Origin of the sequence: Streptomyces sp. URMC 124 (assembly GCF_051386455.1) — a bacterium.
Classification (GTDB): Bacteria; Actinomycetota; Actinomycetes; order Streptomycetales; family Streptomycetaceae; genus Streptomyces.
The window spans coordinates 1-26,157 of record NZ_JBPQTS010000055.1; the positions used below are offsets into that span (position 1 = coordinate 1).

A 26,157-nucleotide genomic window follows, 5' to 3' on the forward strand; every position below is an offset into this window, starting at 1 on the left:
CCTCTTGCCCCTCCCGCTTCCGCCGCTCCCTCCGCCGACCCCTTCCCCCTCCTGGGCAACGATGCGGTCGTCTTCGCCGTGGGCAACGCCCGCCAGGCGGCGCACTACTACCGGACCGCGTTCGGCATGCGCGTGACCGCGTACCGCGGCCCGGAGACCGGCACGCCCGAGACCGTCTCCTACGTGCTGGAGTCCAAGGGCGTCCGCTTCGTCGTCACCTCGCCGGTCCAGCCGCACACCGAGGCCGGCCGGGTCCTGGCCGAGCACATCGCCGCCCACGGCGACGGCGTGACCGACGTGGCCCTGCAGGTTCCCGACGCCCGCGCCGCGTACGCGCGCGCCGTCGAGCGGGGGGCGCACGGCCTCGTCGAACCGTACGAGCTCACCGACGGGCACGGCACGGTCGTGCTGGCCCGCATCGCCGCCTACGGCGACACCGTCCACACCCTCGTCGACCGCAGCCGCTACCGCGGCCCGTACCTGCCGGGATACGAGGCGGTCGACCCGGAGCGCTTCGGCCCGCAGAGCGAGCCCCTGTTCGAGCTCATCGACCACGTCGTCGGCAACGTGGAGCTCGGCGCCATGGACAAGTGGATCGAGTTCTACCAGCGCGTCATGGGCTTCACCCAGATCCAGGAGTTCACCGACGAGGACATCGCCACCGAGCTGTCCTCGCTGATGTCCAAGGCCCTCGGCGACGGCAGCGGCAAGGTGAAGTTCAACGTCAGCGAGCCGGCGATCGGCAAGCGAAAGTCGCAGATCGACGAGTACCTGGAGTTCTACGGCGGCCCGGGCGTGCAGCACATCGCCCTCGCCACGGACGACATCGTGGGCACCGTCCGCGCGATGCAGGCGGCCGGCGCGGAGTTCCTCACCACTCCCGGCGCCTACTACGACGTCCTCGCCGAGCGCATCGGCGACATGCGCGTCCCGGTGGACGAGCTGCGGGAGCTGAACATCCTCGCCGACCGCGACGAGGACGGCTACCTGCTGCAGATCTTCACCAAGCCGGTCCAGGACCGCCCCACCGTCTTCTTCGAGATCATCGAGCGGCGCGGCGCCAAGGGCTTCGGCCGGGGCAACTTCCAGGCGCTGTTCGAGGCCATCGAGCGCGAGCAGGCCCTGCGCGGCAACCTCTGACCCGTCCCGCAGACCGGCAACCCCGTACCACCTCTGGAGAAAGCTGATCACATGACGGTGTGGTTCATCACCGGCGCCTCGCGCGGCCTCGGTCTGGAACTCGTCCGGGCCGCGCTCGCCCACGGCGACCGGGTCGTCGCCGCGGTCCGCGACCCCCGCGCCTTCACGGGCACCGTGCCGGACGCCTCCGGCGGCCCCGGCACCCTTCTCGTCCTCCCGCTCGACGTGACCGACGAGGAGCAGGCCCGTACGGCCGTTGCCCGCGCCACCGAGCACTTCGGCCGGATCGACGTGCTGGTGAACAACGCCGGGTACGGGGTGGTCGGGGCGGTCGAGGAGACCTCCGACGAGGAGGTCCGCGCCCTGTTCGAGACGAACGTCTTCGGGCTCCTCAAGGTCACCCGCGCCGTCCTGCCCGTGATGCGGGCGCAGCGCGCCGGCCACGTCATCAACATCGGCTCGGTCGGCGGCTTCGCCCAGGGCGCGGGCTCGGGGATCTACGGGGCGAGCAAGTTCGCCCTGGAGGGCATCACCGAGGCCCTGCACGCCGAGGTGGCCGCCCTCGGCATCAAGGTCACCGTCGTCGAGCCCGGGCAGATCCGCACCGACTTCTTCGACCCGTCGAGCCTGCGCCCCGCGGCGCGCACCATCGACGACTACGCCGGGACCGCCGGCGCCCGCCGCACCGACTTCGCCCGCACCAACCACCGCCAGCCCGGCGACCCGGTGAAGGCCGCCGAAGCCGTCGTCGCGCTCGCGCACACCGCCGAGCCGCCGCTGCGCCTGCCGCTGGGCAGCGACAGCGTCGCCCGCATCGAGGCCAAGCTCGCGCACGTCACCGGCGAGCTCGCGGCGTGGCGGCACGTCGCCCTGTCCACCGACCACGACACCGCGGAGGCCCGGGCGTGACCGACCACCCGACCAGCGGTCCCCCCGGCGGTCCCGGTCTCACCGAGCGGATCGAGAAGGCCCTCGCCGCGCCCGCGACCGACGACGCCTTCGACGTCCACGCCGCGCTCGAGGACGTCCTCGCGGGCGTCGGCATGACGGCCGCCGACACCGGCGGCACCATCGCCTTCGAGGGCGCCGACCCCGTCGTCCCCTCCACGCTGCGCCTGGGCGCGGCCGCCGGCATCGCCCTCGTCGCGAAGTCCGCCGCCGTCGCCAAGCTGTGGCGGCTGCGCGGCGGCGCGGGCCAGGACATCTCCATGGACCTCAGGGTCGCCCCGCACCGGCTCTGCCCCTTCTACGACCGCAAGTGGGAGCTGATCAACGGCAGCCCGCTCAGCGAGTCCTCCAACCCCAGCAACGCCCTGGGCTGGGCCTTCTACCGCAGCCGCGACGGCCGCTGGATGATGCCCCAGAACATGTACCCCAAGATCAAGGTGGCGGCGCAGCGGTTCCTCGGGGTCCCGGACGACGCCGACGCGGTGGCCGCCGCGATCGGCGCGCGCGACGCCCGCGAGCTGGAGGAGGCCGGAAACCGGGCCGGCATCGTCATGGCGATGCTGCGCGAGCCCGCCGAGTTCCTGGCCGAGCCGCAGTACCGCGACGTCCTCGCCCACGCCCCGCTCATCGAGATCGAGAAGATCGGCGACAGCGACCCCGAGCCCCTGCCGCCGGGCGCCGCCCAGCCGCTCTCCGGCGTCCGCGCCCTCGGCATGGGCCACGTCATCGCCGGCGCCGGGGTCGGCCGGGCCCTCGCCCTGCACGGCGCCGACGTGCTGAACCTCTGGCGGCCGGACGAGCTGGAGCACGAGCGCAGCTACATCAGCGCCAACGTCGGCGTCCGCTCGACCTACCTCGACCCGTACGCGGAAAAGGGCGCAGCGCGCCTGCGGGCCCTCCTGCGCGACGCGGACGTCTTCTACGCCAACCGCCGCCCCGGCTATCTGGAGCGCATCGGCCTGTCCGAGGAGGAGGCCGCGGCGGCGCGGCCCGGCATCGTCTACGCGACGAACTCCCTGGCGGGGCGCACCGGGCCCTGGGCGGGCCGGATCGGCTTCGACCAGACGGCCGGCAGCCTGGTGGGCATCATGAACCTCGAAGGCGACGGCGAGCGGCCCCAGCTGCCACCCGTCCAGGTCGTCAACGACTACATCACCTCCTGGCTCACGACGGTGGGCATCGTCGAGGCGCTCAACCGCCGCGCGCAGGAGGGCGGCAGCTACCGCGTCCACGTCTCCCTCGTCCGGGCCGCCCTGTGGATCCTGAGCATGGGCGTCTTCGACCGGGACTACGCCCACCAGGTCGCGGGGGCCGGCCCCCGCCACCTCTACCTCGACCCCGAAACCTTCACCGCCGACACTCCGCTCGGCGCCTACCAGGGCGTCACGGACCAGGTCCGGATGTCGGCGACGCCCGGGAGCTACCGGCACGTCCTCGTGCCGCGCGGCTCCTCCCGGGCGGAGTGGCTGCCCGCCGAGCGGAGGACCGCATGAGCGGCCCGAGCAGGAGGTCCCTCCTCACCGGCACCGTGGCGGCCGCGGCGGGCTCCGCCGCGGCGCTGGCCGCCCGCCCCGCCGCGGCTGCCGGCACCCCCGCTGCCCCCGCCGGGAACACCACGGGCGAGGCCGGCTTCCCGGCCGTGACGGTCGGTCCCGGCGACCCCCGCTACGGCGACCTCGTCGTGGGCAACAACGCCCGCTGGGTGGGCAGCCCGGAGACCGTACGGCTCGTCAGCACCACCGAGCACGTCGTCCGCGCCGTCCAGGACGCCGTCGACGGCGGGAAGCGGATCTCCGTCCGCGGCGGCGGGCACTGCTACGCCGACTTCGTCTTCAACCCGCAGGTGCAGACCGTCATCGACATGACGCCGATGCATTCCGTCTCCTACGACGCCGGGCGCAAGGCGTTCTGCGTCGAGGCCGGGGCGACCCTCCTCGACGTCTACGAGGCCCTCTACAAGGGCTGGGGCGTGACCATCCCCGGCGGCCGCTGCCACTCGGTCGGCGTCGGCGGGCACGTCAGCGGTGGCGGCTACGGCATGCTCTCGCGCAAGCACGGGCTCACCGTCGACCACCTCCTCGCGGTGGAGGTCGTCGTCGTGGGCGCCGACGGCAGGGCGCGCCCCGTCGTCGCCACGCGCGAGCAGGGCGACCCGCACCGCGACCTGTGGTGGGCCCACACCGGTGCGGGCGGCGGCAACTTCGGCGTCATCACCCGCTACTGGTTCCGCTCGCCCGGCGCCCGCGGCGCCGACCCGGCCGCCCAGCTCATCCACCCGCCCAAGGAGGTGCTGGTCAGCGCCCTGGCCCTGCCGTGGACCGCACTGGACGAGAGGGCCTTCACCGGGCTGGTGCGCGCCTACGGCACCTGGCACGAGAAGAACGCCGGGGCCGACTCCCCCTACGCCTCCCTGTGCAGCTTCCTGACCCTGTGCCACCAGGCCAACGGCACCGTCAGCCTGCTCACGCAGATGGACGCCGGCGTCCCGGACGCCGAGCGGCTGCTGCACGACTACATCGCCGCGGTCACCGCCTCCCTCGGCAAGGGCGCGGCGCGGCCCCTGACGACCCCGGCGGGGGAGAACGCCCCGATGCCGGACCTCTTCCACCCGCGCCGGCTGCCCTGGCTGACGGCCACGAAGTTCCTCGGCACGAACAACGCGGCGCTCGTCAACCCCACCCTGCGCGGCGCGCACAAGTCCGCGTACATGCGCAAGTCCTTCACCGACGGGCAGATCGCCGCCATCCGCCGGCACCTGACCCGGACCGACCTGCGCAACCCGAGCTCGATGGTCTCGCTGCTGTCCTTCGGCGGGCGCATCAACGCGGCGGCGCCGGGGGACACCGCCTCCGTCCAGCGCGACTCCGTCTTCAAGGCCCTGTTCCAGTCGATGTGGGCGGACCGTGCCGACGACGACGCCAACGTGCGCTGGACCCGCGAGTCCTACGCCGAGGTCTTCGCCGCGACGGGCGGCTATCCCGTGCCCGGCCCGGCCACCGACGGCTGCTACATCAACTACGCGGACACCGACATCACCGACCCCGCGCACAACCGGTCCGGAGTGCCGTGGCAGACGCTCTACTACGGCACCAACTACCCGCGGCTGCAGCGGATCAAGGCCGCGTACGACCCGGGGAACGTCTTCCGGCACCCGCAGTCCATCGCTCTGCCGGCCTCGTAGCCCGGGCACGGTGCCGGGCCGGGCAGGGCTTCGTCGGCTTCATCCGAAAGAGGGCGTGAACCCGTGATTCGCACGATGGCAGTGGTCGGCACCGGACTGATCGGCACGTCCGTGGGGCTCGCGGTGAGCCGCCACGGCGTGACCGTCCACCTCCTGGACCGCGACGAGACGGCGGCGAGGACCGCCGCGGCGCTGGGCGCGGGGGTGCTCGCCGCCCCGGACGGGCCGGTGGACCTGGCGGTGCTCGCGGTGCCGCCCGGCCGGCTCGGCGAGGTCCTCGCCGAGCAGCAGCTGCGCGGCCTCGCCCGCTCCTACACCGACGTCGCGAGCGTGAAGGCCGCGCCGGAGCGGCACGCCCTGGCCGGACTCGCCGACGCCTCCTCCTACGTGGGCGGCCACCCGCTCGCCGGCCGGGAGAAGTCGGGGCCGCTCGCCGCCCGGGCGGACCTCTTCGAGGACCGCTCGTGGGTGCTCACCCCGTCCGGGGCCACCTCGCAGGAGACCCTCAACCGCGCCCTGGAGACGATCGCGCTGTGCGGCGCCGTGCCCGTCCTGATGGACAGCCGGGCCCACGACGGCGCCGTGGCCCTGACCTCGCACGTGCCGCACGTGCTGGCCAGCCTCATGGCCGCGCGCCTGCAGCACGCCCCGCGGGAGGCGGCGCGGCTCGCCGGGCAGGGGCTGCGCGACGTCACCCGCATCGCCGCGGGCGACGCCCGGCTGTGGGGGGACATCCTGCAGTCCAACGCGGCGGCCGTGGCCGGCGTCCTGCGGGAGCTCCAGGCGGACCTCTCCGATCTCCTGGCCGCGCTCGGCGAGCTGTCGGCCGCCCCCGCGGGCGACGGCTCGCCCGCCCTCGCGCGCGTGGTCGGCCTCCTCGACCGCGGCATCGCCGGGAGGGGCGCGATCCAGGGCCGCGGCGGTGCGCAGGCGGCCGGCCCGGTGCGGCTGCGGGTCGCCCTCGGGGACCGGCCGGGGGAGCTGGCGCGGCTGCTGGCCTCGCTGGCGGACTTCGGCGTGGGGGCGGACGACGTCACGCCGCGCAGCGCGGGCGCCGGGCTGGAGGTGGAGCTGGGCGTCGCGCCCGTCCGGGCGGAGGACGTCCTGCGCCGGCTCGCACGGGACGGCTTCGAGGCCGCCCGGGCCGAGCGGCGCGTCCTGACCGCCGCCCTCCCGTAGGACCCCCACGGGGAGCGGGGCGGACCGGGTCCATCCGGTCCGCCCCGCTCCCTGTGGGGTTTCAGTGCGCCCGTGCCCGCCGGTGCTGCGCCGCCTTCGCGCGGTTGCCGCAGATGGCCATCGAGCACCAGCGGCGCCGCTTGCCCACCGACTGGTCGACGAAGCGGCCGCTGCAGTTGTGCCCGTCGCAGATGCGCAGCCGCGTGCGCGTCTCCCCGTCGCCGAGGAGCGTCGCGGCGTCGACGGCGATCCGGCACAGCGCCCGGCGGGCGTCGGGCGGCGCGGTGTCCGTGCGGAAGACGGCGGTGCCGTCCTGCACGTCCAGGCGCGAGGGGTGCTCGCCGAGGCGCGCCAGCCACACGTTGATCGTGCGGGCCGCGGCCTCGGGGAACGGCTCGCCCGCGACGCTCGCCCGGTACCCGGCGTCGACGGCCTCGCGCAGCTCCCGCGCCTCCAGCAGCAGCGCCTCGTCCACGGCGACGTCCGCCGGGGCGACGCCCGCCTCCGCGAACCACTCGGCGAGGTCACCGGGCCCGGTCAGCAGCTCGCGGCCGCCTTTGAAGCGGTCCCGGCGGGTGTTGACGAAGTCGACGCTCAGCCGGCCGCCGTACCAGACCCAGCGCTCCGGCACTTGGCGATCTTGCACCTGTTCCACAGCCATAACCCCATGATAGGTTACGCGGACCGAGTAACCGTACTACCGGTTAGCAACCGGGAGAGAGGTTGTGCGATGACCCAGCAGGCAGCGGAAGCGCCGAAGGCGGGGTGGCCGGGCGCGGGGAAGGTCTGGCTCCTGGCCCTCGGCATGTTCGCGATCGGCACGGACCTGTTCATCGTGTCCGGGCTGCTGCCCGCGCTCGGCGGCGAACTGGGGCTGTCCACGGCCGCGGCCGGCCAGACCGTGACCGTCTTCGCCATCACCTACGCGGTCGCCGCGCCGATCCTGGCGAGCGTCACCTCCCGGCTCGACCGGCGCACGCTGCTGCTGGCCGTCCTCATCGTCTTCGCCGTGGGCAACGCCCTCTCGGCGTTCGCCCCGAACTACGCCGTGCTGCTCCTCAGCCGCGTCGTGGCCGGCGCGGCCGCCGCGCTCTACGCCTCCACCGCCTCCGCCGTCGCCGCGCGCATCACCGCGCCCGAGCGCCGCGGCCGCGCGCTCGCGATCGTCTACGCGGGCATGACCAGCGCCATCGCCCTGGGCGTCCCGATCGGCAACGCCATCGGCGAGCTGTCCTCCTGGCGCTGGGCGTTCGGCTTCGTCGCCCTGCTCGCGCTCGTCACCGCGCTCGGCGCGGCCGCACGCATCCCGTCGGTGGAGGGCAACGCGGGCCTGGGCGTCCGCGAGCGCCTGGGCGCCGTGCGCATCAAGCGCGCCCCCACCGCCATGCTGACCACCACGCTGTGGGTCGTCGGCACCTTCGTCGTCTACACCTACCTCGGCACCGTGCTGGAGGAGGTCAGCGGCGCCGCCGACGCGGACCGCACCTGGCTGCTCCTGCTCTTCGGCATCGGCAGCTTCGCCGGCGTCATGGGCGGCGGCCGGCTCGCCGACCGCGTCGACGCGACCCGCGGCCTCGCCGCCACCGTCGCCCTGCTCGCCGCCGTCCTCGCGGCCCTCACCCTCGCCCTGCACTCCGTCGTCGGCGCCGCGGTGGGACTCACCGTCTGGGGCCTGGTGCACTGGGCGAGCTTCCCGCTCATCCAGCACCGCCTGCTGGCCATAGGCGGGAAGAACGGGGACATGCTCCTGGCGCTGAACAACAGCGCCGTCTACATCGGGCAGACCGCGGCGGCCGTGGTCGGCGGCCTCTTCGCCGGCGCCGGCCACCTGCGGCAGCTCCCGCTGGCCGGCGCGGGCTTCGAGGTGCTCGCCCTCGTCGTCCTCGCGGTCGGCGCGCGGGCCGCCCGCCCGGCGGCGAGCGCCGCCGCCACGGTCACGGCGACGCCGCAGACCTCCGCCGGAGCGGTGGACAGCCGCCCCTGACGACCCGCCCCGGCGACGGGGCCACCACATCGCACGCAGCACCACAAAGGGGGATCCGGGCCACATGATGAACCTGCGACGCCTGAAGTACTTCGTCGTGCTCGCCAAAGAGCTCCACTTCGGACGTGCGGCCGAAACGCTGGGCATCACGCAGTCGGCCCTGTCGCAACAGGTCAAGGCCCTGGAGAAGGACGTCGGCGTCGGCCTGATCACCGGCCGCGGGGCCAAGGGGGCCGAGCTCACCGAGGCCGGCCGGGAGCTGGTGGAGGGCGCGGACCGGATCCTCTCCCTCTGCGACGACCTCACCGCCCGTCTGCAGGAGGTGGCCACGGGCCGGGCCGGCTCGATCGCCCTGGCCTACAGCCTCTCCGGCGCCTCGCTCGGGCAGCAGGACATCGTCGAGGAGTTCCGCAAGCGCTTCCCGGCCGTCCGGGTGGAGACCGACTCCGGCTGCTCGGCGCGCAACATCGAGATGCTGCGCGCCGGCCAGGTGGACGTCGCCTTCATCCGGCAGGAGGCCCGCTGCCCCGAGGTGGACTCCTTCGTCCTCGCCGAGGAGGAGCTGGTGGCCGTCTTCCCCTCCGGCCACCGCCTCGCCTCGTCCCTGCGCATCACGCGCGAGCAGCTGCGCGAGGAGCCGATCGTGATGTGGCCCAGGAAGCTCGCGCCGGAGCTGTACGACCGCATCGCCGGCCAGGTGTGGGGCGAGGTCTCCCCGCACGTCGTCCAGGAGGAGCCCGACTACGAGAGCGTGTGCGCCTTCGTCGAGCGGGGCACGGCCGTGGCCGTCATGGACCGGCGGGTGGCCGAGCGGTTCGTCCGGCACGGCATGGCCGTGCGCCGCTTCACCGCGCCCGTCCCGGTGACGAAGATCGCCGTGGCCTGGCGCCGGGCGACCCGGTCGCTGGTGGTGGACCACTTCCTGTCGGTCGCCCGCTCCAACAGCCACCAGCTGGTCGGCAGCCACTGCACGCCGCGCGGGGTGCACTACACCGACCTCGCCGGGGTGGAGATCTCCAGCACGGCGTGAAGCGTCTCCGGCACGGTGTGCGTATGGAATAAAAGCGGGCGAGCCGGGCGGCTCGGGCGAAGCCACAGGGCCGGCCCGGGCCGCTTGGCCGAAGTCACAGAATGCGACGCGAGTTCGCCACGACGGCCCGGAATCGTGGATGATGGGTCCAGGAACCTCAGCCCGTTCCGTGTCGGCCCGGTCTGACTCCCCACCCGCTCTGTACGTAAAATCGCAGGTGAGAGAGCCAGTATGCGTTTCCTTAACGACCAGAAGCCGCCGTACGACCTCACGTACGACGATGTGTTCATGGTGCCGAGCCGCTCCGCGGTCGGCTCCCGCCAGGGCGTGGACCTCTCCGCGCCCGACGGGACGGGCACCACCATCCCCCTCGTCGTGGCCAACATGACCGCGATCGCCGGCCGCCGCATGGCGGAGACCGTCGCCCGCCGCGGTGGCCTCGTCGTCATCCCGCAGGACATCCCGATCGAGGTCGTCACCGACGTCATCTCCTGGGTCAAGAGCCGCCACCTCGTGCTCGACACCCCGATCGTGCTCAGCCCCACCCAGACCGTCGCCGACGCGCTGTCGCTGCTGCCCAAGCGCGCGCACGGCGCCGGCGTCGTCGTCGACGCGGACCACCGTCCCGTCGGCGTCGTCACCGAGCACGACCTGACCGGCGTGGACCGCTTCACCCAGCTGTCCGAGGTCATGTCCAAGGAGCTGCTCCTCCTCGACGCGGACATCGACCCGCGCGAGGCCTTCAACCAGCTCGACGCCGCGCACCGCAAGCTCGCCCCCGCGGTCGACAAGGACGGCCGCCTCGCGGGCATCCTGACCCGCAAGGGCGCCCTCCGCGCGACGCTCTACACCCCCGCCACCGACGCGGACGGCAAGCTGCGCATCGCCGCGGCCGTCGGCATCAACGGTGACGTGGCCGGCAAGGCCAAGGCCCTGCTGGAGGCCGGCGCGGACACCATCGTGGTGGACACCGCCCACGGCCACCAGGAGTCGATGATCGCCGCGATCAAGGCCGTCCGGGCGCTCGACCCGCAGGTCCCGATCGTCGCGGGCAACATCGTCGCCGCCGAGGGCGTGCGCGACCTCATCGAGGCCGGCGCGGACATCATCAAGGTCGGCGTGGGCCCGGGCGCCATGTGCACCACCCGCATGATGACGGGCGTGGGCCGCCCGCAGTTCTCCGCCGTCCTGGAGTGCGCCGCCGAGGCGAAGAAGTACGGCAAGCACGTGTGGGCCGACGGCGGCGTCCGTCACCCGCGCGACGTGGCCATGGCCCTCGCCGCCGGCGCGTCCAACGTGATGATCGGCTCCTGGTTCGCCGGGACCTACGAGTCCCCGGGCGACCTGCAGCAGACCGCCGACGGCCGGCTGTACAAGGAGAGCTTCGGCATGGCCTCCGCCCGCGCCGTGAGCAACCGCACCTCCGAGGAGGCCTCCTACGACCGGGCCCGCAAGGCCCTGTTCGAGGAGGGCATCTCCACCTCGCGCATGTTCCTCGAGCCGTCCCGCCCGGGCGTCGAGGACCTGATCGACTCGATCATCGCGGGTGTCCGCTCCTCCTGCACCTACGCGGGCGCCGGCTCCCTGGCCGAGTTCGCCGAGCGTGCCGTCGTCGGCGTCCAGAGCGCCGCCGGCTACGCCGAGGGCAAGCCGCTGCACGCCAGCTGGCAGTAGTCCCCGAAGGGCCCGCAGGGGCGCGATCCGGTTCCACCGGGTCGCGCCCCTTTTTTGCTCCCCATGTACCGATTCATAACGTGACGTGCAACGATCGCCCGTTCTGGCCACCCGGACGCAATGATCAGCCGGGCATACGCAAGAATGGTGCATTACGAGCGCGGGCCCGAACCTCGTAGGGTCTGCGCAGAACGTGGAGTGGCGGGTACCGCTTGCTCGGCGGTACCCCTCGCTACGGGACAGCTCTGCCATGTCGGCGCGCCCCGGGAACCGCCGCGGAACCGTCGCCTCCGCACCGGTACCCCCGACCGGCAGTCATGAACGGAGCAACCCCGTGTTGGACCAAGGCACTGCGCCATCTGCCACCGGCGGCAAGCAGCTTCCCCCGCTGCCGACCCCCGGCTTCGGCGCCCGCCTGATGCGCCGCAAGCCCGTCGAGCGCCTGGTCGCCGAGGGCGGCCAGGGTGAGGGCGGCAGCCTGCGCCGCTCGCTCGGCATGTGGCAGCTGACCATGATCAGCATCGGTGCCACGCTCGGCACCGGCATCTTCGTCGTGCTCGGCGAGGCCGTGCCCGACGCCGGCCCGGCCGTCATGATCTCCTTTGTGATCGCGGGCATCACCGCGCTGTTCTCGGCCCTGTCCTACGCCGAGCTCGCCGGCACCATCCCGGTCTCCGGCTCCTCGTACTCCTACGCCTACGCCACCCTCGGCGAGGTCATCGCCTGGGTCTGCGGCTGGTGCCTGATCCTGGAGTACGGCGTCTCCGTGGCGGCCGTGGCCGTCGGCTGGGGGCAGTACCTCAACGAGCTCCTCGACGGCACCATCGGCGTCACCATCCCGGCCGCCCTGGCCAACCCGCCCGGGTCCGACGGCGGCATCTTCAACCTGCCCGCCCTGCTCGTCGTGCTGCTGTGCATGGCCTTCCTGATCGGCGGCGCCAAGGAGAGCGCCCGCGCCAACACGATCATGGTCGGCGTGAAGATCGTCGCCCTGCTGCTCTTCTGCGCCGTGGCCTTCACCGGCATCCGCGCCGGCAACTACGCCCCGTTCATGCCGCTCGGCCTCGGCGGCGTCAGCGCCGCGGGCGCCACGCTGTTCTTCTCCTACATCGGCTTCGACGCCGCCTCCACCGCCGGTGAGGAGGCCAAGGACCCGAAGAGGGACCTGCCCAAGGCGATCATGCTGTCGCTGCTGATCGTCACGGTGCTGTACGTGCTGGTCGCGGCCGTCGCGGTCGGTGCCATGCCGTGGGGCGACTTCGAGGGCTCCGAGGCCGCCCTCGCCGGGATCATGAAGGACGTCACGGGCCAGAGTTTCTGGGCCGTCCTGCTCGCCGCCGGCGCCGTCATCGCCATCGCGAGCGTCGTGCTGACCGTCCTGTACGGCCAGACCCGCATCCTCTTCGCGATGTCCCGCGACGGCCTGATCCCCAAGGCCTTCGCCAAGGTCAACCGCAAGGGCGTGCCGATGGCGAACACCATCATCGTCTCGGCCTTCTGCGGCATCCTGGCCGCCGCGGTCCCGCTCGGCCAGCTCGCCGATGCCACCAGCATCGGCACCCTCTTCGCCTTCGCCCTGGTGAACGTCGCCGTCATCGTGCTGCGCTTCACCCGCCCCGACATGCACCGCAGCTTCCAGGTGCCGCTCTCGGGCCTGCGCATCCCCGTCGGCCCGGTGAAGATCCCCCTCGGCCTGCTCTTCCCGGTCCTGGGCTTCGCGATGTGCGTCTACATGATGCTCAGCCTGGACGCCATCACCTGGAAGTACTTCGGCGGCTGGATGGTCGCCGGACTGGTGGTCTACTTCGCCTACGGCATGCGCCGCTCGCGTCTGGCCACCGAGGGGGCGGCCGGGGTCGCCCTGGTGCAGGAGCCGGTGGCCGCGGACGCGGGCGCCAAGGCCGGCGTGAAGGCCGGCCCCAAGGCCGGTGCCCGGACGAGTGCGAAGGCCGGGGCCAAGCGGGCCGCGAAGCCCGCCGCGTCCGCCGCGTCCGCCTCGACCGCGGAGAAGGCCGCCGCACCGGCGGAGAAGGCGCCCAAGGCCGCAAACGCCGCCGGGAACGCGGCGAAGGCCGGGAAGCCGGCCGGATCCGGGGCCGCGCCCCGCGCGAAGGCCGGCGCAGGCAAGGGCCGCACCCAGCCGCAGAAGAAGAAGGCGCGCGGCAAGAGGAAGTGACCTCCTGCCCCTCGCTCCTCCCGTGATCCTGCCCGCCGGGTCCGCCGTCCGCGGACCCGGCGGGCAGGGCCGTATCACCGCACCGCCACCGGCGTCCGGGTCGGGAACACCCCCGGGTACGTGATCTACTGCTGGTAGTAGCAGTAGCTGGTTACCCGTAGAAATGTGATCCACCCGCCGTGCGATTGAATGAGCTCGACGAACGCATCGTGCACGCCCTGGCCGAGGACGCCAGGCGCTCCTACGCCGACATCGGCGCCGAGGTCGGCCTGTCCGCGCCGGCCGTCAAACGGCGCGTGGACAGGCTGCGCGCCGAGGGGGCCATCACCGGATTCACCGTCCGCGTGGACCCGGCGGCCCTCGGCTGGGAGACCGAGGGGTTCATCGAGATCTACTGCCGCCGGAACACCTCGCCCGAGGCGATCCACCGCGGCCTGTCGCGCTACCCCGAGGTGGCCTCCGCCTCCACCGTCACCGGCGAGGCCGACGCCCTCGTGCAGGTCTTCGCCTCCGACATGCGCCACTTCGAGCGCGTGCTGGAGCGCATCGCGGGGGAGCCCTTCGTGGAGCGCACCAAGTCCGTGCTCGTGCTCTCCCCGCTCCTGCGCCGCTTCAGCTCCGGCGCCCCTTCCTGAGCCGCGCCCCGGCGTCCTCATTGCTGCCGCATGCAAGATGCGCCCGCCATACTTGCGCCATGAGCAAAGAAGCAGCTGAGAGGCGTGCCCCGGCCTCGCCGACCGGCGAGCTGGCCAGAATCGACCTGAACCTGCTCGTCGCCCTCGACGCCCTGCTCGCCGAGGAGAGCGTCACGGCCGCCGCCGACCGGCTGTGTCTGTCCGGCCCCGCCATGAGCCGCACGCTCGGCCGCATCCGGCGTGCCCTCGGCGACCCCGTGCTCGTCCGCGCCGGGCGTCAGATGGTCCCCACGCCGCGCGCCCTCGCCATGCGGGGTGACGTGCGCCGCGTCCTCGCCGACGCCCGGTCCCTCTTCGCCCCCGCCGCGCCCGCCGACCCGGCGACCCTGGAGCGGGCCTTCACCCTCAGCGGCCACGACAGCCATGTGCTGGCCTTCGGCGCCCCGCTCCTCGACCGGGCCGCCCGCGAGGCCCCCGGCGTCACCCTGCGCTTCCTCGCCGAGGACGCCGCCGGCGTCCCCTCCCTGCGCGACGGGCCCCTCGACCTCGAGATCGGCGTCATCGACCGCAACGAACCGGAGATCCGCGTCGAACGCCTCACGACGGACCGCATGGTCGGCATCGCCCGGCGCGGCCACCCCCTCCTCGACGGGCCCGTCACCCTGCGCCGCTACGCCGCCGCCAGCCACGTCCACGACTCCCGGCGTGGGCGCCTGTCCGGGCCCGTCGACGAGGCCCTCGCCGCGCACGGCCTGCGGCGCCGTGTCGTCGGCACCGCGCCGACGCTCGCCTCGGCGCTCTTCGTCGTCGCCGGGTGCGACGCCGTCGGCCTCGTCTCGGACCGCATCGGCCGCCCGGCCGCGGCCGCGCTCGGCCTCGTGACCTTCGAAATCCCCCTGGACCTCCCACCCATCGAGGTCTCCATGGCCTGGCACCCCCGCCACGAGTCGGATACCGGCCACCGCTGGCTCCGCGCCCTCGTCCGGGACACCGTCCGCGCCACGCCCCCGGCGCCCCCGGAGACGTGACTCCGGGGACGCGTGCCCGTCTCTTCCCGCCGCGGCGGCGAGTAACCCCCGTGGCGCGTTCCGGCGGTGCCGTGCCGCCCGTCAGGCGGGGGCCCGGGGCCCGCTCGGCACCGCCGGGCTCCGCCGCGGTGTCTGATCGCCGTCGCGGCGGAAAGGGGGGCCGGGCCGGCCTCTTCTCCTCCCGCCGCGACGGCGAGCAACCCCCCATGGTGCGTTCCGGCGGTGCCGTGCCGCCGTCAGGCAGGGGCCCGGGGCCGGTTCCGTTCGCCGCCGGGCTCCGCCGCGTCGGCTGATCGCTGTGGCGGTGGAAGGGGGGTCCGGGGTCGGCCCCCTTCTCTTCCCGCCGCGACGGCGAGCAACCCCCATGGTGCGTTCCGGCGGTGCCGTGCCGCCCGTCAGGCAGGGGCCCGGCGCCGGCCCCGCTGGTTCCCCCGGGGCGCGGGTCGGTAGTGCTCGGCCACGCCGTGGTCCGCGGGCCCGAAGGCGCCCACGCAACGAATCGCGCCTAAACGCAAGAAAGGCGCAACGAATCGTCCGCCCCCACGCAACGGACGCGCCTTGTCCGGTCAGGACAGCGGACCGTACCGTCAAGGCGTCTTAACGACACGCCCCCCGCAGGGGCCCCGCACGCCCCCTCCGAACCAGGTGAAGTGAGGCCGCATGACGCCGCCGCGTATCGCGCTGTACCAGGGCCCCGCCGGCGTTCCCTCCTCCACCTCGGACAGCCTCGCCGCCCTCGACGGCGCCGCCCGCCGGGCCGCCTCGGCAGGGGCGCGGATCCTGCTCACCAACGAGCTCTTCCTCACCGGCTACGCCCTCGGCGCCTCCGTCGCCGACCGCGCCGAGACGGCCGACGGCCCCGGCGCCCACGCGGTCGCCCGCATCGCCGCCGAGCACGGCCTCGCCGTCGCCTACGGCTACCCCGAGCGCGACGAGACCGACGGCGGCACGGTCTACAACGCCCTGCAGCTCATCGCCCCCGACGGCGCCCGCCTGGCGAACTACCGCAAGACGCACCTCTTCGGCGCGTACGAGACGGCCCACTTCCGGCCCGGCTCCGAGGCCGTCGTGCAGGCCGACTTCGCAGGCCTTAGTCTCGGCCTGCTGATCTGCTACGACGTCGAGTTCCCCGAGCCCGTGCGGGCCCACGCCCTCGCCGGCACCGAGCTGCTGCTCGCGCCGACCGCGCTGATGCGCCCGTACGAGATCGTCCCGCAGACGATCGTCCCGGCCCGCGCGTGGGAGAGCCAGCTCTACATCGCCTACGCCAACCGCTGCGGCGACGAGGGCGACTTCACCTTCGCCGGCCTCAGCTGCCTCGCCGCCCCCGACGGGACCGTACGGGCGCGGGCGGGCCACGGCGAGGACCTGGTCGTCGCCGACGTCGATCCGGCGCTGCTGAAGGCGTCCCGCGCCGAGAACACCTACCTGAACGACCGGCGACCGGAGCTGTACGCCTCGCTCGTCTGACCCCTTCCGCCTCCGGGCGCCCAGAGCCGCAACCCCCACTTTTCGCAGGAGAGTTCAGCCGATGACGTCCATGGTGCCCACCGCCGCCCACGACGAGCCGTCGGAGCCGGCCCTGCCCCCGATCACCATGGTCGGACCGGACTTCCCCTTCCCGTACGACGACTTCCTCGCCCACCCGGCGGGTCTGGGGCAGATACCGGCGACCGAGCACGGCACCGAGGTCGCCGTCATCGGCGGCGGCCTGTCCGGCATCATCTCCGCCTACGAGCTGATGAAGATGGGCCTCAAGCCCGTCGTCTACGAGGCCGACAAGATCGGCGGCCGCCTGCGCACCGTCGGCTTCGAGGGCTGCGACCCCTCGCTGACCGCCGAGATGGGCGCGATGCGCTTCCCTCCGAGCTCCACGGCGCTGCAGTACTACATCGACCTGGTGGGCCTGGAGACCAAGCCCTTCCCCAACCCGCTGGCGCCCGACACCCCGTCGACCGTCGTGGACCTCAAGGGCGAGTCGCACTACGCGCAGACCATCGACGACCTGCCCCCGGTCTACCGCGAGGTCGCCGACGCGTGGAACGCCTGCCTGGAGGAGGGCGCGGACTTCTCCGACATGAACCGCGCCCTGCGCGAGCGCGACGTGCCGCGCATCCGCGAGATCTGGGCGAAGCTGGTCGAGAAGCTCGACAACCAGACCTTCTACGGCTTCCTGTGCGAGTCGGAGGCGTTCAAGTCCTTCCGGCACCGCGAGATCTTCGGCCAGGTCGGCTTCGGCACCGGCGGCTGGGACACCGACTTCCCCAACTCCATCCTGGAGATCCTGCGGGTCGTCTACACCGAGGCCGACGACCACCACCGCGGCATCGTCGGCGGCAGCCAGCAGCTTCCGATGCGTCTGTGGGAGCGCGAGCCGGAGAAGCTCGTCCACTGGGCGCCGGGCACCTCGCTGTCCTCGCTGCACGGCGGCGACCCGCGCCCGGCCGTGACCCGTCTGCACCGCACCGCGGGCAACGGCATCACCGTCACCGACGCCTCCGGCGACATCCGCACGTACAAGGCCGCGGTCTTCACCGCCCAGTCCTGGATGCTGCTGTCGAAGATCGCCTGTGACGACTCGCTGTTCCCCATCGACCACTGGACGGCGATGGAGCGCACCCACTACATGGAGTCCTCCAAGCTGTTCGTGCCGGTGGACCGGCCGTTCTGGCTGGACAAGGACGAGGAGACCGGGCGCGACGTCATGTCGATGACGCTCACCGACCGGATGACGCGCGGCACCTACCTGCTGGACGACGGGCCCGACAAGCCGGCCGTCATCTGCCTGTCGTACACCTGGTGCGACGACAGCCTCAAGTGGCTGCCGCTGTCGGCGAACGAGCGCATGGAGGTCATGCTCAAGTCGCTCGGCGAGATCTACCCCAAGGTCGACATCCGGAAGCACATCATCGGCAACCCGGTCACCGTCTCCTGGGAGAACGAGCCCTACTTCATGGGCGCGTTCAAGGCGAACCTGCCGGGCCACTACCGCTACCAGCGGCGCCTGTTCACCCACTTCATGCAGGACCGCCTGCCCGAGGACAAGCGCGGGCTCTTCCTCGCGGGCGACGACATCTCCTGGACCGCCGGCTGGGCGGAGGGCGCCGTGCAGACCGCGCTCAACGCCGTGTGGGGCATCATGCACCAGTTCGGCGGGGCGACCGACCCGGCCAACCCCGGCCCGGGCGACCGCTACGACGAGCTCGCGCCGGTCGAGCTGCCCGAGGACTGACCCGGGACCACGGACCGAGGCCCCCCGAGCCCCCCAGCCCGGGGGGCCTCACCCCAAAGGCGTGAGCAGGCAGCGCCCCACCAGCCCGACGCTCTCATCGATCCGGCCGGTCAGCTCCTCGGCCACGTCGGGCAGGCCGCGCACCGCCCACAGGGCGCGGAACGACGCCCACGCCCCGCGCCGCGCGGCCTGCAGCGACCACGAACCCACCAGGTGCGTCAGCGGATCGGCGACGTCCAGCAGATCCGGCCCGGGCATCAGCTCCTCCCGGATCCGCTCCTCCATGGCGATCAGCAGCCCGCCCACCCGCTCGAAGTCGGCCTCCATAAGGTGGGGCCGGGCGCGCACCGCACGGCAGGTGTCGACGAGGGCCAGCGCGAGGTCGTGCCCGATGTGGGCGTTGATCCCCGCCAGCGCGAACTGCAGGGGCCGCACGGCCGGATGGCCCCGCAGCTGGAACAGCGGCCGCCAGCACGCCGGCGGCCGGCGGCCGGCCGCCGTGTGATCGACGGCGGCCAGATACCGCGCCGCGAACCGCACGGCGAGCTCCGTGGCCGCGGCCCCCTCCGCGAACCCCCCGCACCCCGCCTGCTCTGCGACCCGCTCCGTGACCCTCAGGTACACGCGGTTGAAGACGTGCACCCCGTCCCGCGGCGGCAGGGCCCCGTCCAGCATGCGCATCTGCGCCAGTACGTCCTCGATGCCGGCGGGTGCCGCGGGCTTCGCCCAAGTCAGCGTCATGCACACAGAGTGACATGTGAATACGCAGAGTAGGGGTTCGTGTGCGGTAGTTGACCGGAACGGATGAACGGGCAGGACCTCCCGGCATATGCGCGCAGGTCCGCGAAGCCGTACCCCCGCGCCCGCACGCCCGCGACGATCCTCGGCAGCGCCAGGGCGTCGAGCACGGGCCCGCCGTCGTCGCTGCCGACGTGCATCTGGATCACGGCCCCCGGCGTCAGCGCGTCCAGGGCGCGGCGGACGGCCCGGTCGACGGTCATGCCCTGGGAAGCGCCGAGGTAGCCCTTCGTGTCGGCCGTGAATTCGAGGTCCGCGAAGCCCAGCGAGTTGACCAGCGCGACCTTGTCCGCGGGCGCCTCGCTGTACGGGAAGCGGAAGAACGGCAGGGGTTCCACCCTCCCGGCCCGCCGGATCGCCCGGTCCGCGCGCAGCACCTCCTCCCGCGCCTCCCGGGCGCCGATGCGGTCGAAATGCGGGTGGCTGTACGAGTGGTTGCCCAGCCCGAACCCGTGCTCCGCCATGGCCCGTACGGCGCCGGGGTGCCGGTCGGCGAAGTCCCCCGTGGGGAAGAACGCCGCGGGCACGCCCAGCCGCGTGAGCGTACCGAGCACGTCCGCGATCCCGGCCTCGTCCCACGCCGCGTTGAACGTCAGCGCGACGACAGGACGGGTGGTCGGCAGGCGTCTGACGTCCGAGCCGTAGAGGTCCGAGATGGGGGAGGGGCCCGTGGCACGAGACGGGGGAGGGGCGAGGGCGAGCACGGTGGCGAGGGCCAGGAGCAGCGTGACGATCAGCGTCCTGGGCGGAACGGATGATGCGGCGAGTGGTCTCATGCCCTGTCAACGCCGCGCCCGCGGGCGGCGGCGCGCGGCCGCCCGGCGGAAGAGCGCGGTGGCCTCGGCCGTACGGCCCAGCTGTTCGAGGCAGTGCGCTTCGTCGTTGAGGCTCGCGAGGGTGTCGCCGTGCGAGGGCCCGAGCACGCGCTCCCGGTCCCGCGCCACATGCCGGTACGCGACGAGCGCTTCCTCCCAGCGGCCCAGCCATCCCAGGGCGACGGCCACTTCGCGGCGGCTGACGAGTGCGTCGGGGTGGTCGGGGCCGAGCACGTGCTCCCGGAGCTCGCAGACCAGACGGGCCTCGGCCAGGGCTTCTTCCCAGCGGCCGAGCCGGCCGAGGCTGACGCCCCGGACGTGCCGGGCCCGCAGGGTCTCCGGAGCCTCCGGGCCCTCGACGCGCTCACGGTCCGCGACGAGCGCGTCGTAGACCCCGAGGGCCTCCGCGCTGCGCCCCAGGCGCCCGAGACAGACGCCCGTCTCGTAGCGGGCGGCGAGCGTGTCGGGGTGGTCGGGGCCGAGCGTGCGGCTCCGGGCCTCGGCCACGCCGGTGTACATCGCAAGGGCCGGTTCCCACCGGCCGAGCGCACCGAGCGCGCAGCCGACCTCGTAGAGCGTGGTGAGGGTGTCGGGGTGTTCCGGGCCGAGCGTACGGGTCCGGGCGGCCGCCACCTGGCACGCCATGGGGTACGACTCCTCCCAGCGCCCCAGCCGTCCGAGGCTGTGCGCGAGATTGTGCCGGCACAGCAGCGTGTCCGGGTGCTCCGGGCCCATCGTGCGTTCCCGGGCGCCCAGGACCTCGGAGTACAGCTGGAAGGCCTCGAAGTGCCGCCCCAGCCGGCCCATGACGTAGGCCATCTCCTGGCGTGCGGCGAGCGTGCCGGAATGCTCGGGGCCGAGCACCCGGGCGCGGGCACCGGCGAGCTGCCCGAAGAACCCCAGTGCGTCGGCGTGACGGCCCAGCCTGGACAGGGCCAAGGCGATCTCGTACTGACTCTCCAGCGTTTCGGGGTGCTCCTGCCCGAGCAGCCGCTCGCGGGCCGCCGCAACCCGCCGGTGGGCGCTGAGCGCCTGGCTCCAGTTCCCCTGCCGGCTGTGGGAGAGCGCAAGTTCGTGACTCTCCTGCAGAAGCCCGAGTAACTCCAGTGAAGCGGAGGCGGGGTGAGGCAGCGGACCGGACTTCAGCACCCGGGAGGCCACGTCCGGCGACACGAGCTCCTCACGGGGGTGCCACTCGTCGCCGACGGCCGTACGCACCAGGACGAGTTGGCTGCCGTAGCCGATCGCCGCCCCGTCGGTGCCCCGCATCCGGCGGCACGCCTTCAGGGTCCCCTTCACCAGCAGCGCCATGGGGTGCTCCGCTCCGAAGCCGGCCGTGGCGACGCGGTCGGCCTCGTCGAGGGCCTCCTCCGCGTACGCCATGCGACCGGGCGACTCCATGGCCCGCGCGAGGTCGAGTTCGGCGCACGCGTGGTTCGTCAGCGCGGTGATGGTGAGGGGGTGGCGGTCGCCGAAGCAGTCCGAGGCCTGTTCCGCAGCCTCCTCCAGCGCCCGTACGGCACGCTGCAGGCGCGGCAGATCCTCCGTCCGCCGCACGGTCTCGTACTCCGCGCAGGCCAGGTCGGCCACGGCGGTCACGGTCTGCGGGTGACGGGCGCCCAGCTCGGCGGCCGCCCGGGCCGCGACGGTGGCCAGTACGTCGGTGACCTGCGCCATGCGCTCGTGGGCACGCAGCGACCGCGCCCATTCGAACTCCACGGCCGCCCGGAAGGCGAGCGCCGAGATGTCCGCGGACGGCTGCGGCTCCGGCGCGGCCGGCGCCCGCCGGTCGGCTTCGCGCACGTCGGCGGCCACCTCGCTGAGCTGTACGGGGTCGTTGCTCCAGCGCGCGAGCGCCAGGTCGACCGAGGCGAGAAGGAGGCGCACCTGACGCTCGTCGCCCCCGTCGAGCGCGAGGCGCGCGAGGCCCACCACGAGCTCGGCCTTCTCGAAGTCGCCGGCGCGCGCGTGGACGGCGGCCAGATTGGCGAACGTCTCGGCCCGCACGTGCCGTTCGGCGTCGTATTCCCGCGCGGCTTCCAGCGTGCGGCGTGCCTCTTCCAGCTCTCCGAGGTCGACCATCCTCGCCGCCAGCTTGTTCAGCGCCGCGGCTTTGGCGGAGCCGTCGAGGGCAGGGGAGCGCGGCACGGCGACGGACCCGGAGCGCAGGATCACCAGAGCCGTCTTGCACCGGCCCAGCGCGTGCAGGAGCGTCGCCAGGTAGCAGACGTCCTCGACGGCGCCGGGGCGCCCCGCCACCACGGCGCGGCGCGCGGCCCCGGCGGTCACGGTGAGCGCCGCCCCTGCCGTGCCCCCGCCGGTCACCGCCTCCTCCGCCTGCCCGACGGCCTCCCGCAGTTCATCCGTCACGACGCCTCACCCCCCAGCGCCAGGTCGACGACGTTCTTGGCGATGTGCACCTGCAACCCGGCCACCTGCCCCGGGTCGATGAGGCCCCGTTCCGACCACTCCTTGAGCGCACTCAGCAGCGCCTCGCCCTTGGCGACGGCCACGTCGACGGAGACGGGAGCGCCATCCCCTCCGGGAAGAGCGCCATCCCCTCCGGGAAGAGCGCCATCCCCTCCGGGAAGGTCGTTCACCGGGACCGGGACCGCGACCGGCGGCGGAACCGCCGCCCCCCTCGTGGCGGACTGCTCCTCGTGCCGCCCCACCGGTTCCGCGACGCTCGCGGGCGGCTCCAGCACCCGCAACAGGTGGCCCGTCCGGAAGTGGGGGAAGCGGCTCATCACCTCCCGGAGCGGCACGGCGAACAGCACGTTCGCCGCCCGGTCGGGTGCCTGCCGGTCCGGATACTGCTCGATCAGGACGCCCAGCAGAGCCGCCCCCCGCTCCGCCGTCGTCACGCGCTCGACCGGCCCGCCGGAGTATCCCGAGTAGTCGCCGAGCGCCTGTTCCGCCACGAGTTGCATGGCCTGGATGCGCCCTCCGCCCACGCACGTGTAGTCGACGGCGTCCGCGTCGACGTGACCGCCCAGGTGGGGGTCGCCGAGGGTCGGCCGGTGCAGGCCGCGCCAGCGGTCGCCACGGCGGGGGAGGTCCCCCACGGGCAGGGTCAGCGGCACCAGTTCCGGTTCGAGGACCTCGATCAGGGCGAGGTCGGCCTCTTCGATGCGCCGGCAGACGCGCCCGCCGACCGCGGTGCCGTCGCCGAGGTGCACGCTGACATGTTCCTCGTCACCGGCCAGGTACCGCAGGCAGTGGTCCGCCGTCAGGACGAAGCACCGCGTGAGCAGGAACCCCGCGCCCAGGGGCCTGTCCGCCTGGTAGAGGTCGACCGCATAACCGGATCCGGGCACCGCGGGCCCCTCAGGCGCGTTCCACCGTCAGCGTGACTTCGAAGGACGCCTCCGCGGACGCCTTCGAGAGGATCACCCCGGCTTCGGCCGCGAGCGTCACCCCGAAGGTGACCTGCAGGCTGCCGACGCGCCAGCCGTCGCGCTCCGGGATGCGGGCCAGGGCGTCCTGGGCGATCGAGGACGCGGAGGTGATGGCCTGCTCCAGTTCCTCGGAGCGCTCCTCCAGGGAGGCGGTGCGGCGGGTCCGGCTGCTGATCTGCCGGGACCCTTGCGCGTCCAGTTCCACCGTCTCCACGCGGACCAACGGTTCGGACATGGCCGGCTCCCCCGATTCCTCCACGAGCTTCACCGACCGTGAGGCGGCGGCTCGTTCAGCCTAGCCACGCGGGCCACTCGCGGCAGGGGAATCGGGGGAGTGCCCGTCGTCAGCCCGCCAGTACGCCGCTGCGCTCCCGGGGCCTGCGCGGCACCCGTGGGTCGGCGACCCGGACGGCCGCCACCGGGACCTCCCGGTGGGAGGGGTCGCGGACCTCGCCCACCAGTTTTTCCAGGACGTCCTCCAGGGCCACCAGGCCCAGCACCCGCCCCGAGGCGTCCGTGACCGCCGCCAGGTGGGCCGCGGCCCTGCGCATCACCGTCAGGGCGTCGTCCAGGGGGAGTTCGGCCCGGAGGGTCTCCACGCGCCGCCACACGTGCTGCGGCACCGCGCGGTCGCGGTCCTCCAGGTCCAGGACGTCCTTGACGTGGAGGTAGCCCATGACGGCGCCGCCGGGCGCGCACACGGGGAAGCGGGAGTAGCCGGTGCGCACCGTCAGTTCCTCGATGCCGCGCGGGGTGACGGACGGGTCGACCGTGACCAGGGCGGCCGGGTCGAGGAGGACGTCGGTGACCGGGCGGCTGCCCAGCTCCAGGGCGTCCTCCAGGCGCTCCTGCTCGGCGCGCTCCAGCAGCCCCGCCTGGCGGGAGTCCTCGACGAGGTGGGTGAGCTGCTCGCTGGTGAAGACGGCCTCCACCTCGTCCTTGGGCTCGACGCGGAAGAGCCGCAGCACGCCGTGGGCGCACGCGCCCAGCAGGCGGGTGACCGGCCGGCAGACCCGTGCGAACGCCACCAGCCCCGGGCCCAGCCACAGCGCCGCCCGGTCGGGCGCCGACATGGCCAGGTTCTTCGGCACCATCTCGCCGATCACCAGGTGCAGGAAGACCACCACGGCCAGCGCGATGACGTAGCCCAGCGGATGGATCAGCCCGGCGGGCACCCGCACGGCCTCGAAGACGGGCTCCAGGAGCGCGGCGACGGTCGGCTCGGCGACCGCGCCGAGCGTCAGGGAGCAGACGGTGATGCCGAACTGGGCGGCGGCCATCATCTGCGGCAGGTTCTCCAGGCCGGTCAGGACCGTACGGGCCCGTCCCGAGCCCTCCGCGGCCTTCGGCTCGATCTGGCTGCGGCGCACGGACACGAGCGCGAACTCCGCGCCCACGAAGAAGCCGTTGGCGAGCACCAGCAGCGCGGCGAAGAGGAGTTGCAGCACGCTCATCGCGCCTCCCCCCTGCCGCCGGCGGTACGGGCGAACCGGACCCGCTCCGCCCGGTGGTGGGCGACCAGGCGCACCGAGATCCGCCAGCCGGACAGTTCGGCGGTGTCGCCGGCCGCGGGGATGCGGCCCAGCAGCCCGGCGACGAGCCCGGCGACGGTCTCGTACGGGCCGTCCGGCGGCTCCAGGCCGATGCGCCGCAGGGCGTCGACGCGGCAGCCGCCGTCCGCCTCCCAGCCGGCGCGGCCGTCCTCGCAGGCGACGGGGGCCAGTTCGGGCCGGTGGGCGTCCGCGGCGTCGTGCTCGTCGCGGACGTCGCCGACGAGCTCCTCGACGATGTCCTCCAGGGTCACCACGCCCGCCGTGCCGCCGTACTCGTCGACGACGACGGCTATCGGCTGCTCGCTGCGCAGCTGCTCCAGCAGCGGCTGCACGGGCAGCGTGCCCGGGACGAGCATCGGGGGGACGGCGATGCGCCCGACGGGGGTGCGCAGCCGCTCCTCGGCGGGGACCGCCAGGGCGGCCTTGAGGTGGACCATGCCGGTGATGTCGTCCAGCCGCTCCCGGTAGACGGGGAAACGCGAGAGGCCGGTGGCGCGGGTGAGGTTGAGGACGTCCTCGGCGGTCGCCGAGGACTGCAGGGCGCTGACCTTCACGCGGGGCGTCATCACGTGCTGGGCGGTGAGGTCGCCGAGCGAGAGGGTGCGCACGAAGAGGTCGGCGGTGTCCTGCTCCAGGGCGCCGGCGCGGGCCGAGTGCCGGGCCAGGGAGACGAGTTCGCCCGGGGTGCGGGCGGAGGCCAGCTCCTCGGCGGGCTCGACGCCGAGGGCCCGTACGAGCCGGTTGGCGACCGTGTTCAGCAGGGTGATCACGGGCCGGAAGAAGTGGGCGAAGGCGTGCTGCGGGCCGGCGACGAACCGCGCGACCTGCAGGGGCCGGGAGACGGCCCAGTTCTTGGGCACCAGCTCGCCGATGACCATCTGCACGGCCGACGCCACCAGCATGCCGGTGACGACGGCCACGCCGGGCGCGGCTCCGCCGGGCAGGCCGGTGGCGGAGAGCGGCCCGGTGAGCAGCCGGCCCAGGGCGGGCTCGGCCAGCATGCCGACGACCAACGAGGTGATGGTGATGCCGAGTTGGGTCCCGGAGAGCTGGAAGGAGAGCTCGCGCAGGGAGGCGACGACGGTGCGGGCCCGGCGGTCACCGCCGGCCGCGGCCCGTTCGGCCTCCGGCTTCTCCACGGTCACCAGGCCGAACTCGGCGGCGACGAAGAAGCCGTTCGCCAGGATGAGGAGGAGTGCTGCCGCGAGCAGCAGCAGGGACACGGTGACGCTCATGCCGCCGCCTTCGTGGAACGGGCGGCGGCGCGGGTACTACAGGACGATCCGTCCATTGCCGGAGGGAGTCACTCCTCGGGTCGCAGGTGCCCCGCGGGCCGTCCAGGTGCCACGGCCGGTTCCTCGATGCGGGACGGGGCACGTGTGTGCC

General features: G+C 73.6%; 20 protein-coding genes and 1 pseudogene. 13 read left to right on the forward strand and 8 right to left on the reverse strand.

Annotation, left to right across the window (positions count from 1 at the left end):
• From hppD to ACSNOG_RS14225, 5 genes are all read left to right on the forward strand, one after another.
• The coding region (gene hppD, locus ACSNOG_RS14205; RefSeq protein WP_436752993.1) for a 4-hydroxyphenylpyruvate dioxygenase at nucleotides 1-1,140 on the forward strand (1,140 nt) is incomplete at its 5' end.
• A 51-nt stretch (nucleotides 1,141-1,191) separates the two neighbouring features.
• Entirely contained in the window at nucleotides 1,192-2,049 is an 858-nt protein-coding gene (locus ACSNOG_RS14210) for an oxidoreductase (protein WP_436752994.1), read from the forward strand.
• Entirely contained in the window at nucleotides 2,046-3,581 is a 1,536-nt protein-coding gene (locus ACSNOG_RS14215; protein ID WP_436752995.1) for a CoA transferase, read from the forward strand. The genes ACSNOG_RS14210 and ACSNOG_RS14215 overlap by 4 nt, the downstream gene beginning before the upstream one ends.
• The gene (locus tag ACSNOG_RS14220) at nucleotides 3,578-5,269 is read left to right on the forward strand and encodes an FAD-binding oxidoreductase (protein ID WP_436752996.1); all 1,692 of its coding nucleotides are present in this window, start codon (nucleotides 3,578-3,580) and stop codon (nucleotides 5,267-5,269) included. The genes ACSNOG_RS14215 and ACSNOG_RS14220 overlap by 4 nt, the downstream gene beginning before the upstream one ends.
• A gap of 66 nt (nucleotides 5,270-5,335) precedes the next feature.
• A complete protein-coding gene (locus ACSNOG_RS14225; protein WP_436753022.1) occupies nucleotides 5,336-6,448 on the forward strand; it encodes a prephenate dehydrogenase in 1,113 nt (370 codons plus the stop codon).
• A 61-nt stretch (nucleotides 6,449-6,509) separates the two neighbouring features.
• Here ACSNOG_RS14225 and ACSNOG_RS14230 read toward each other — a convergent pair whose 3' ends face one another.
• Nucleotides 6,510-7,109, reverse strand: coding sequence for a CGNR zinc finger domain-containing protein (locus ACSNOG_RS14230; RefSeq protein ID WP_436752997.1), 600 nt, complete (start codon nucleotides 7,107-7,109; stop codon nucleotides 6,510-6,512).
• A gap of 69 nt (nucleotides 7,110-7,178) precedes the next feature.
• On the opposite strand from ACSNOG_RS14230, the gene ACSNOG_RS14235 reads away from it, so the two are divergent.
• From ACSNOG_RS14235 to ACSNOG_RS14270, 8 genes and pseudogenes are all read left to right on the forward strand, one after another.
• A complete protein-coding gene (locus tag ACSNOG_RS14235) occupies nucleotides 7,179-8,432 on the forward strand; it encodes an MFS transporter (RefSeq protein WP_436752998.1) in 1,254 nt (417 codons plus the stop codon).
• Nucleotides 8,433-8,496: 64 nt separating this feature from the next.
• Entirely contained in the window at nucleotides 8,497-9,462 is a 966-nt protein-coding gene (locus ACSNOG_RS14240) for a LysR family transcriptional regulator (protein WP_436752999.1), read from the forward strand.
• 231 nt (nucleotides 9,463-9,693) lie between these two features.
• Entirely contained in the window at nucleotides 9,694-11,136 is a 1,443-nt protein-coding gene (locus ACSNOG_RS14245; protein ID WP_436753000.1) for a GuaB1 family IMP dehydrogenase-related protein, read from the forward strand.
• Between the two features lie 334 nt (nucleotides 11,137-11,470).
• Nucleotides 11,471-12,985, forward strand: a pseudogene (locus ACSNOG_RS14250) (amino acid permease); the annotation flags it as partial.
• Nucleotides 12,986-13,491: 506 nt separating this feature from the next.
• Nucleotides 13,492-13,947: an Lrp/AsnC family transcriptional regulator gene (locus tag ACSNOG_RS14255; protein ID WP_030365350.1), complete on the forward strand. Its 456-nt coding sequence runs from the start codon at nucleotides 13,492-13,494 to the stop codon at nucleotides 13,945-13,947.
• 59 nt (nucleotides 13,948-14,006) lie between these two features.
• Entirely contained in the window at nucleotides 14,007-14,975 is a 969-nt protein-coding gene (locus ACSNOG_RS14260; protein WP_436753001.1) for a LysR family transcriptional regulator, read from the forward strand.
• 660 nt (nucleotides 14,976-15,635) lie between these two features.
• On the forward strand, nucleotides 15,636-16,445 hold the full coding sequence (locus ACSNOG_RS14265; RefSeq protein ID WP_436753002.1) for a carbon-nitrogen hydrolase family protein: 810 nt from the start codon (nucleotides 15,636-15,638) through the stop codon (nucleotides 16,443-16,445).
• Nucleotides 16,446-16,506: 61 nt separating this feature from the next.
• Nucleotides 16,507-18,207 (forward strand): flavin monoamine oxidase family protein, encoded by a 1,701-nt coding sequence (locus ACSNOG_RS14270; RefSeq protein ID WP_436753003.1) that lies wholly within the window; start codon nucleotides 16,507-16,509, stop codon nucleotides 18,205-18,207.
• Nucleotides 18,208-18,255: 48 nt separating this feature from the next.
• Here ACSNOG_RS14270 and ACSNOG_RS14275 read toward each other — a convergent pair whose 3' ends face one another.
• From ACSNOG_RS14275 to ACSNOG_RS14305, 7 genes are all read right to left on the reverse strand, one after another.
• The gene (locus ACSNOG_RS14275; RefSeq protein ID WP_436753004.1) at nucleotides 18,256-18,948 is read right to left on the reverse strand and encodes a DUF5995 family protein; all 693 of its coding nucleotides are present in this window, start codon (nucleotides 18,946-18,948) and stop codon (nucleotides 18,256-18,258) included.
• Entirely contained in the window at nucleotides 18,945-19,781 is an 837-nt protein-coding gene (locus ACSNOG_RS14280) for a polysaccharide deacetylase family protein (RefSeq protein ID WP_436753005.1), read from the reverse strand. Before ACSNOG_RS14280 ends, ACSNOG_RS14275 begins: the two co-directional genes overlap by 4 nt.
• Nucleotides 19,782-19,787: 6 nt before the next feature.
• On the reverse strand, nucleotides 19,788-22,190 hold the full coding sequence (locus ACSNOG_RS14285) for a tetratricopeptide repeat protein (RefSeq protein WP_436753006.1): 2,403 nt from the start codon (nucleotides 22,188-22,190) through the stop codon (nucleotides 19,788-19,790).
• Nucleotides 22,187-23,137 (reverse strand): trypsin-like peptidase domain-containing protein, encoded by a 951-nt coding sequence (locus ACSNOG_RS14290; RefSeq protein WP_436753007.1) that lies wholly within the window; start codon nucleotides 23,135-23,137, stop codon nucleotides 22,187-22,189. The genes ACSNOG_RS14285 and ACSNOG_RS14290 overlap by 4 nt, the downstream gene beginning before the upstream one ends.
• Before the next feature lie 10 nt (nucleotides 23,138-23,147).
• The gene (locus ACSNOG_RS14295; RefSeq protein WP_436753008.1) at nucleotides 23,148-23,453 is read right to left on the reverse strand and encodes a CU044_2847 family protein; all 306 of its coding nucleotides are present in this window, start codon (nucleotides 23,451-23,453) and stop codon (nucleotides 23,148-23,150) included.
• 109 nt (nucleotides 23,454-23,562) lie between these two features.
• Complete coding sequence (locus ACSNOG_RS14300; RefSeq protein ID WP_436753009.1) at nucleotides 23,563-24,672, reverse strand: hemolysin family protein; 1,110 nt, start codon at nucleotides 24,670-24,672, stop codon at nucleotides 23,563-23,565.
• Nucleotides 24,669-26,006 carry a hemolysin family protein gene (locus tag ACSNOG_RS14305; RefSeq protein ID WP_436753010.1) on the reverse strand — a complete coding sequence of 446 codons (1,338 nt, stop codon included), beginning with the start codon at nucleotides 26,004-26,006 and terminating at the stop codon, nucleotides 24,669-24,671. The genes ACSNOG_RS14300 and ACSNOG_RS14305 overlap by 4 nt, the downstream gene beginning before the upstream one ends.
• Nucleotides 26,007-26,157: the final 151 nt, after the last annotated feature.

Coding starts and splice junctions, on each gene's coding strand:
- ACSNOG_RS14210 (WP_436752994.1), top strand. CDS start 1,192: ATGACGGTGTGGTTCATCACCGGCGCCTCGCGCGGCCTCGGTCTGGAA.
- ACSNOG_RS14220 (WP_436752996.1), top strand. CDS start 3,578: ATGAGCGGCCCGAGCAGGAGGTCCCTCCTCACCGGCACCGTGGCGGCC.
- ACSNOG_RS14230 (WP_436752997.1), bottom strand. CDS start 7,109: ATGGCTGTGGAACAGGTGCAAGATCGCCAAGTGCCGGAGCGCTGGGTC.
- ACSNOG_RS14235 (WP_436752998.1), top strand. CDS start 7,179: ATGACCCAGCAGGCAGCGGAAGCGCCGAAGGCGGGGTGGCCGGGCGCG.
- ACSNOG_RS14240 (WP_436752999.1), top strand. CDS start 8,497: ATGATGAACCTGCGACGCCTGAAGTACTTCGTCGTGCTCGCCAAAGAG.
- ACSNOG_RS14245 (WP_436753000.1), top strand. CDS start 9,694: ATGCGTTTCCTTAACGACCAGAAGCCGCCGTACGACCTCACGTACGAC.
- ACSNOG_RS14260 (WP_436753001.1), top strand. CDS start 14,007: ATGAGCAAAGAAGCAGCTGAGAGGCGTGCCCCGGCCTCGCCGACCGGC.
- ACSNOG_RS14265 (WP_436753002.1), top strand. CDS start 15,636: ATGACGCCGCCGCGTATCGCGCTGTACCAGGGCCCCGCCGGCGTTCCC.
- ACSNOG_RS14270 (WP_436753003.1), top strand. CDS start 16,507: ATGACGTCCATGGTGCCCACCGCCGCCCACGACGAGCCGTCGGAGCCG.
- ACSNOG_RS14275 (WP_436753004.1), bottom strand. CDS start 18,948: ATGACGCTGACTTGGGCGAAGCCCGCGGCACCCGCCGGCATCGAGGAC.
- ACSNOG_RS14280 (WP_436753005.1), bottom strand. CDS start 19,781: ATGAGACCACTCGCCGCATCATCCGTTCCGCCCAGGACGCTGATCGTC.
- ACSNOG_RS14295 (WP_436753008.1), bottom strand. CDS start 23,453: ATGTCCGAACCGTTGGTCCGCGTGGAGACGGTGGAACTGGACGCGCAA.
- ACSNOG_RS14300 (WP_436753009.1), bottom strand. CDS start 24,672: ATGAGCGTGCTGCAACTCCTCTTCGCCGCGCTGCTGGTGCTCGCCAAC.
- ACSNOG_RS14305 (WP_436753010.1), bottom strand. CDS start 26,006: ATGAGCGTCACCGTGTCCCTGCTGCTGCTCGCGGCAGCACTCCTCCTC.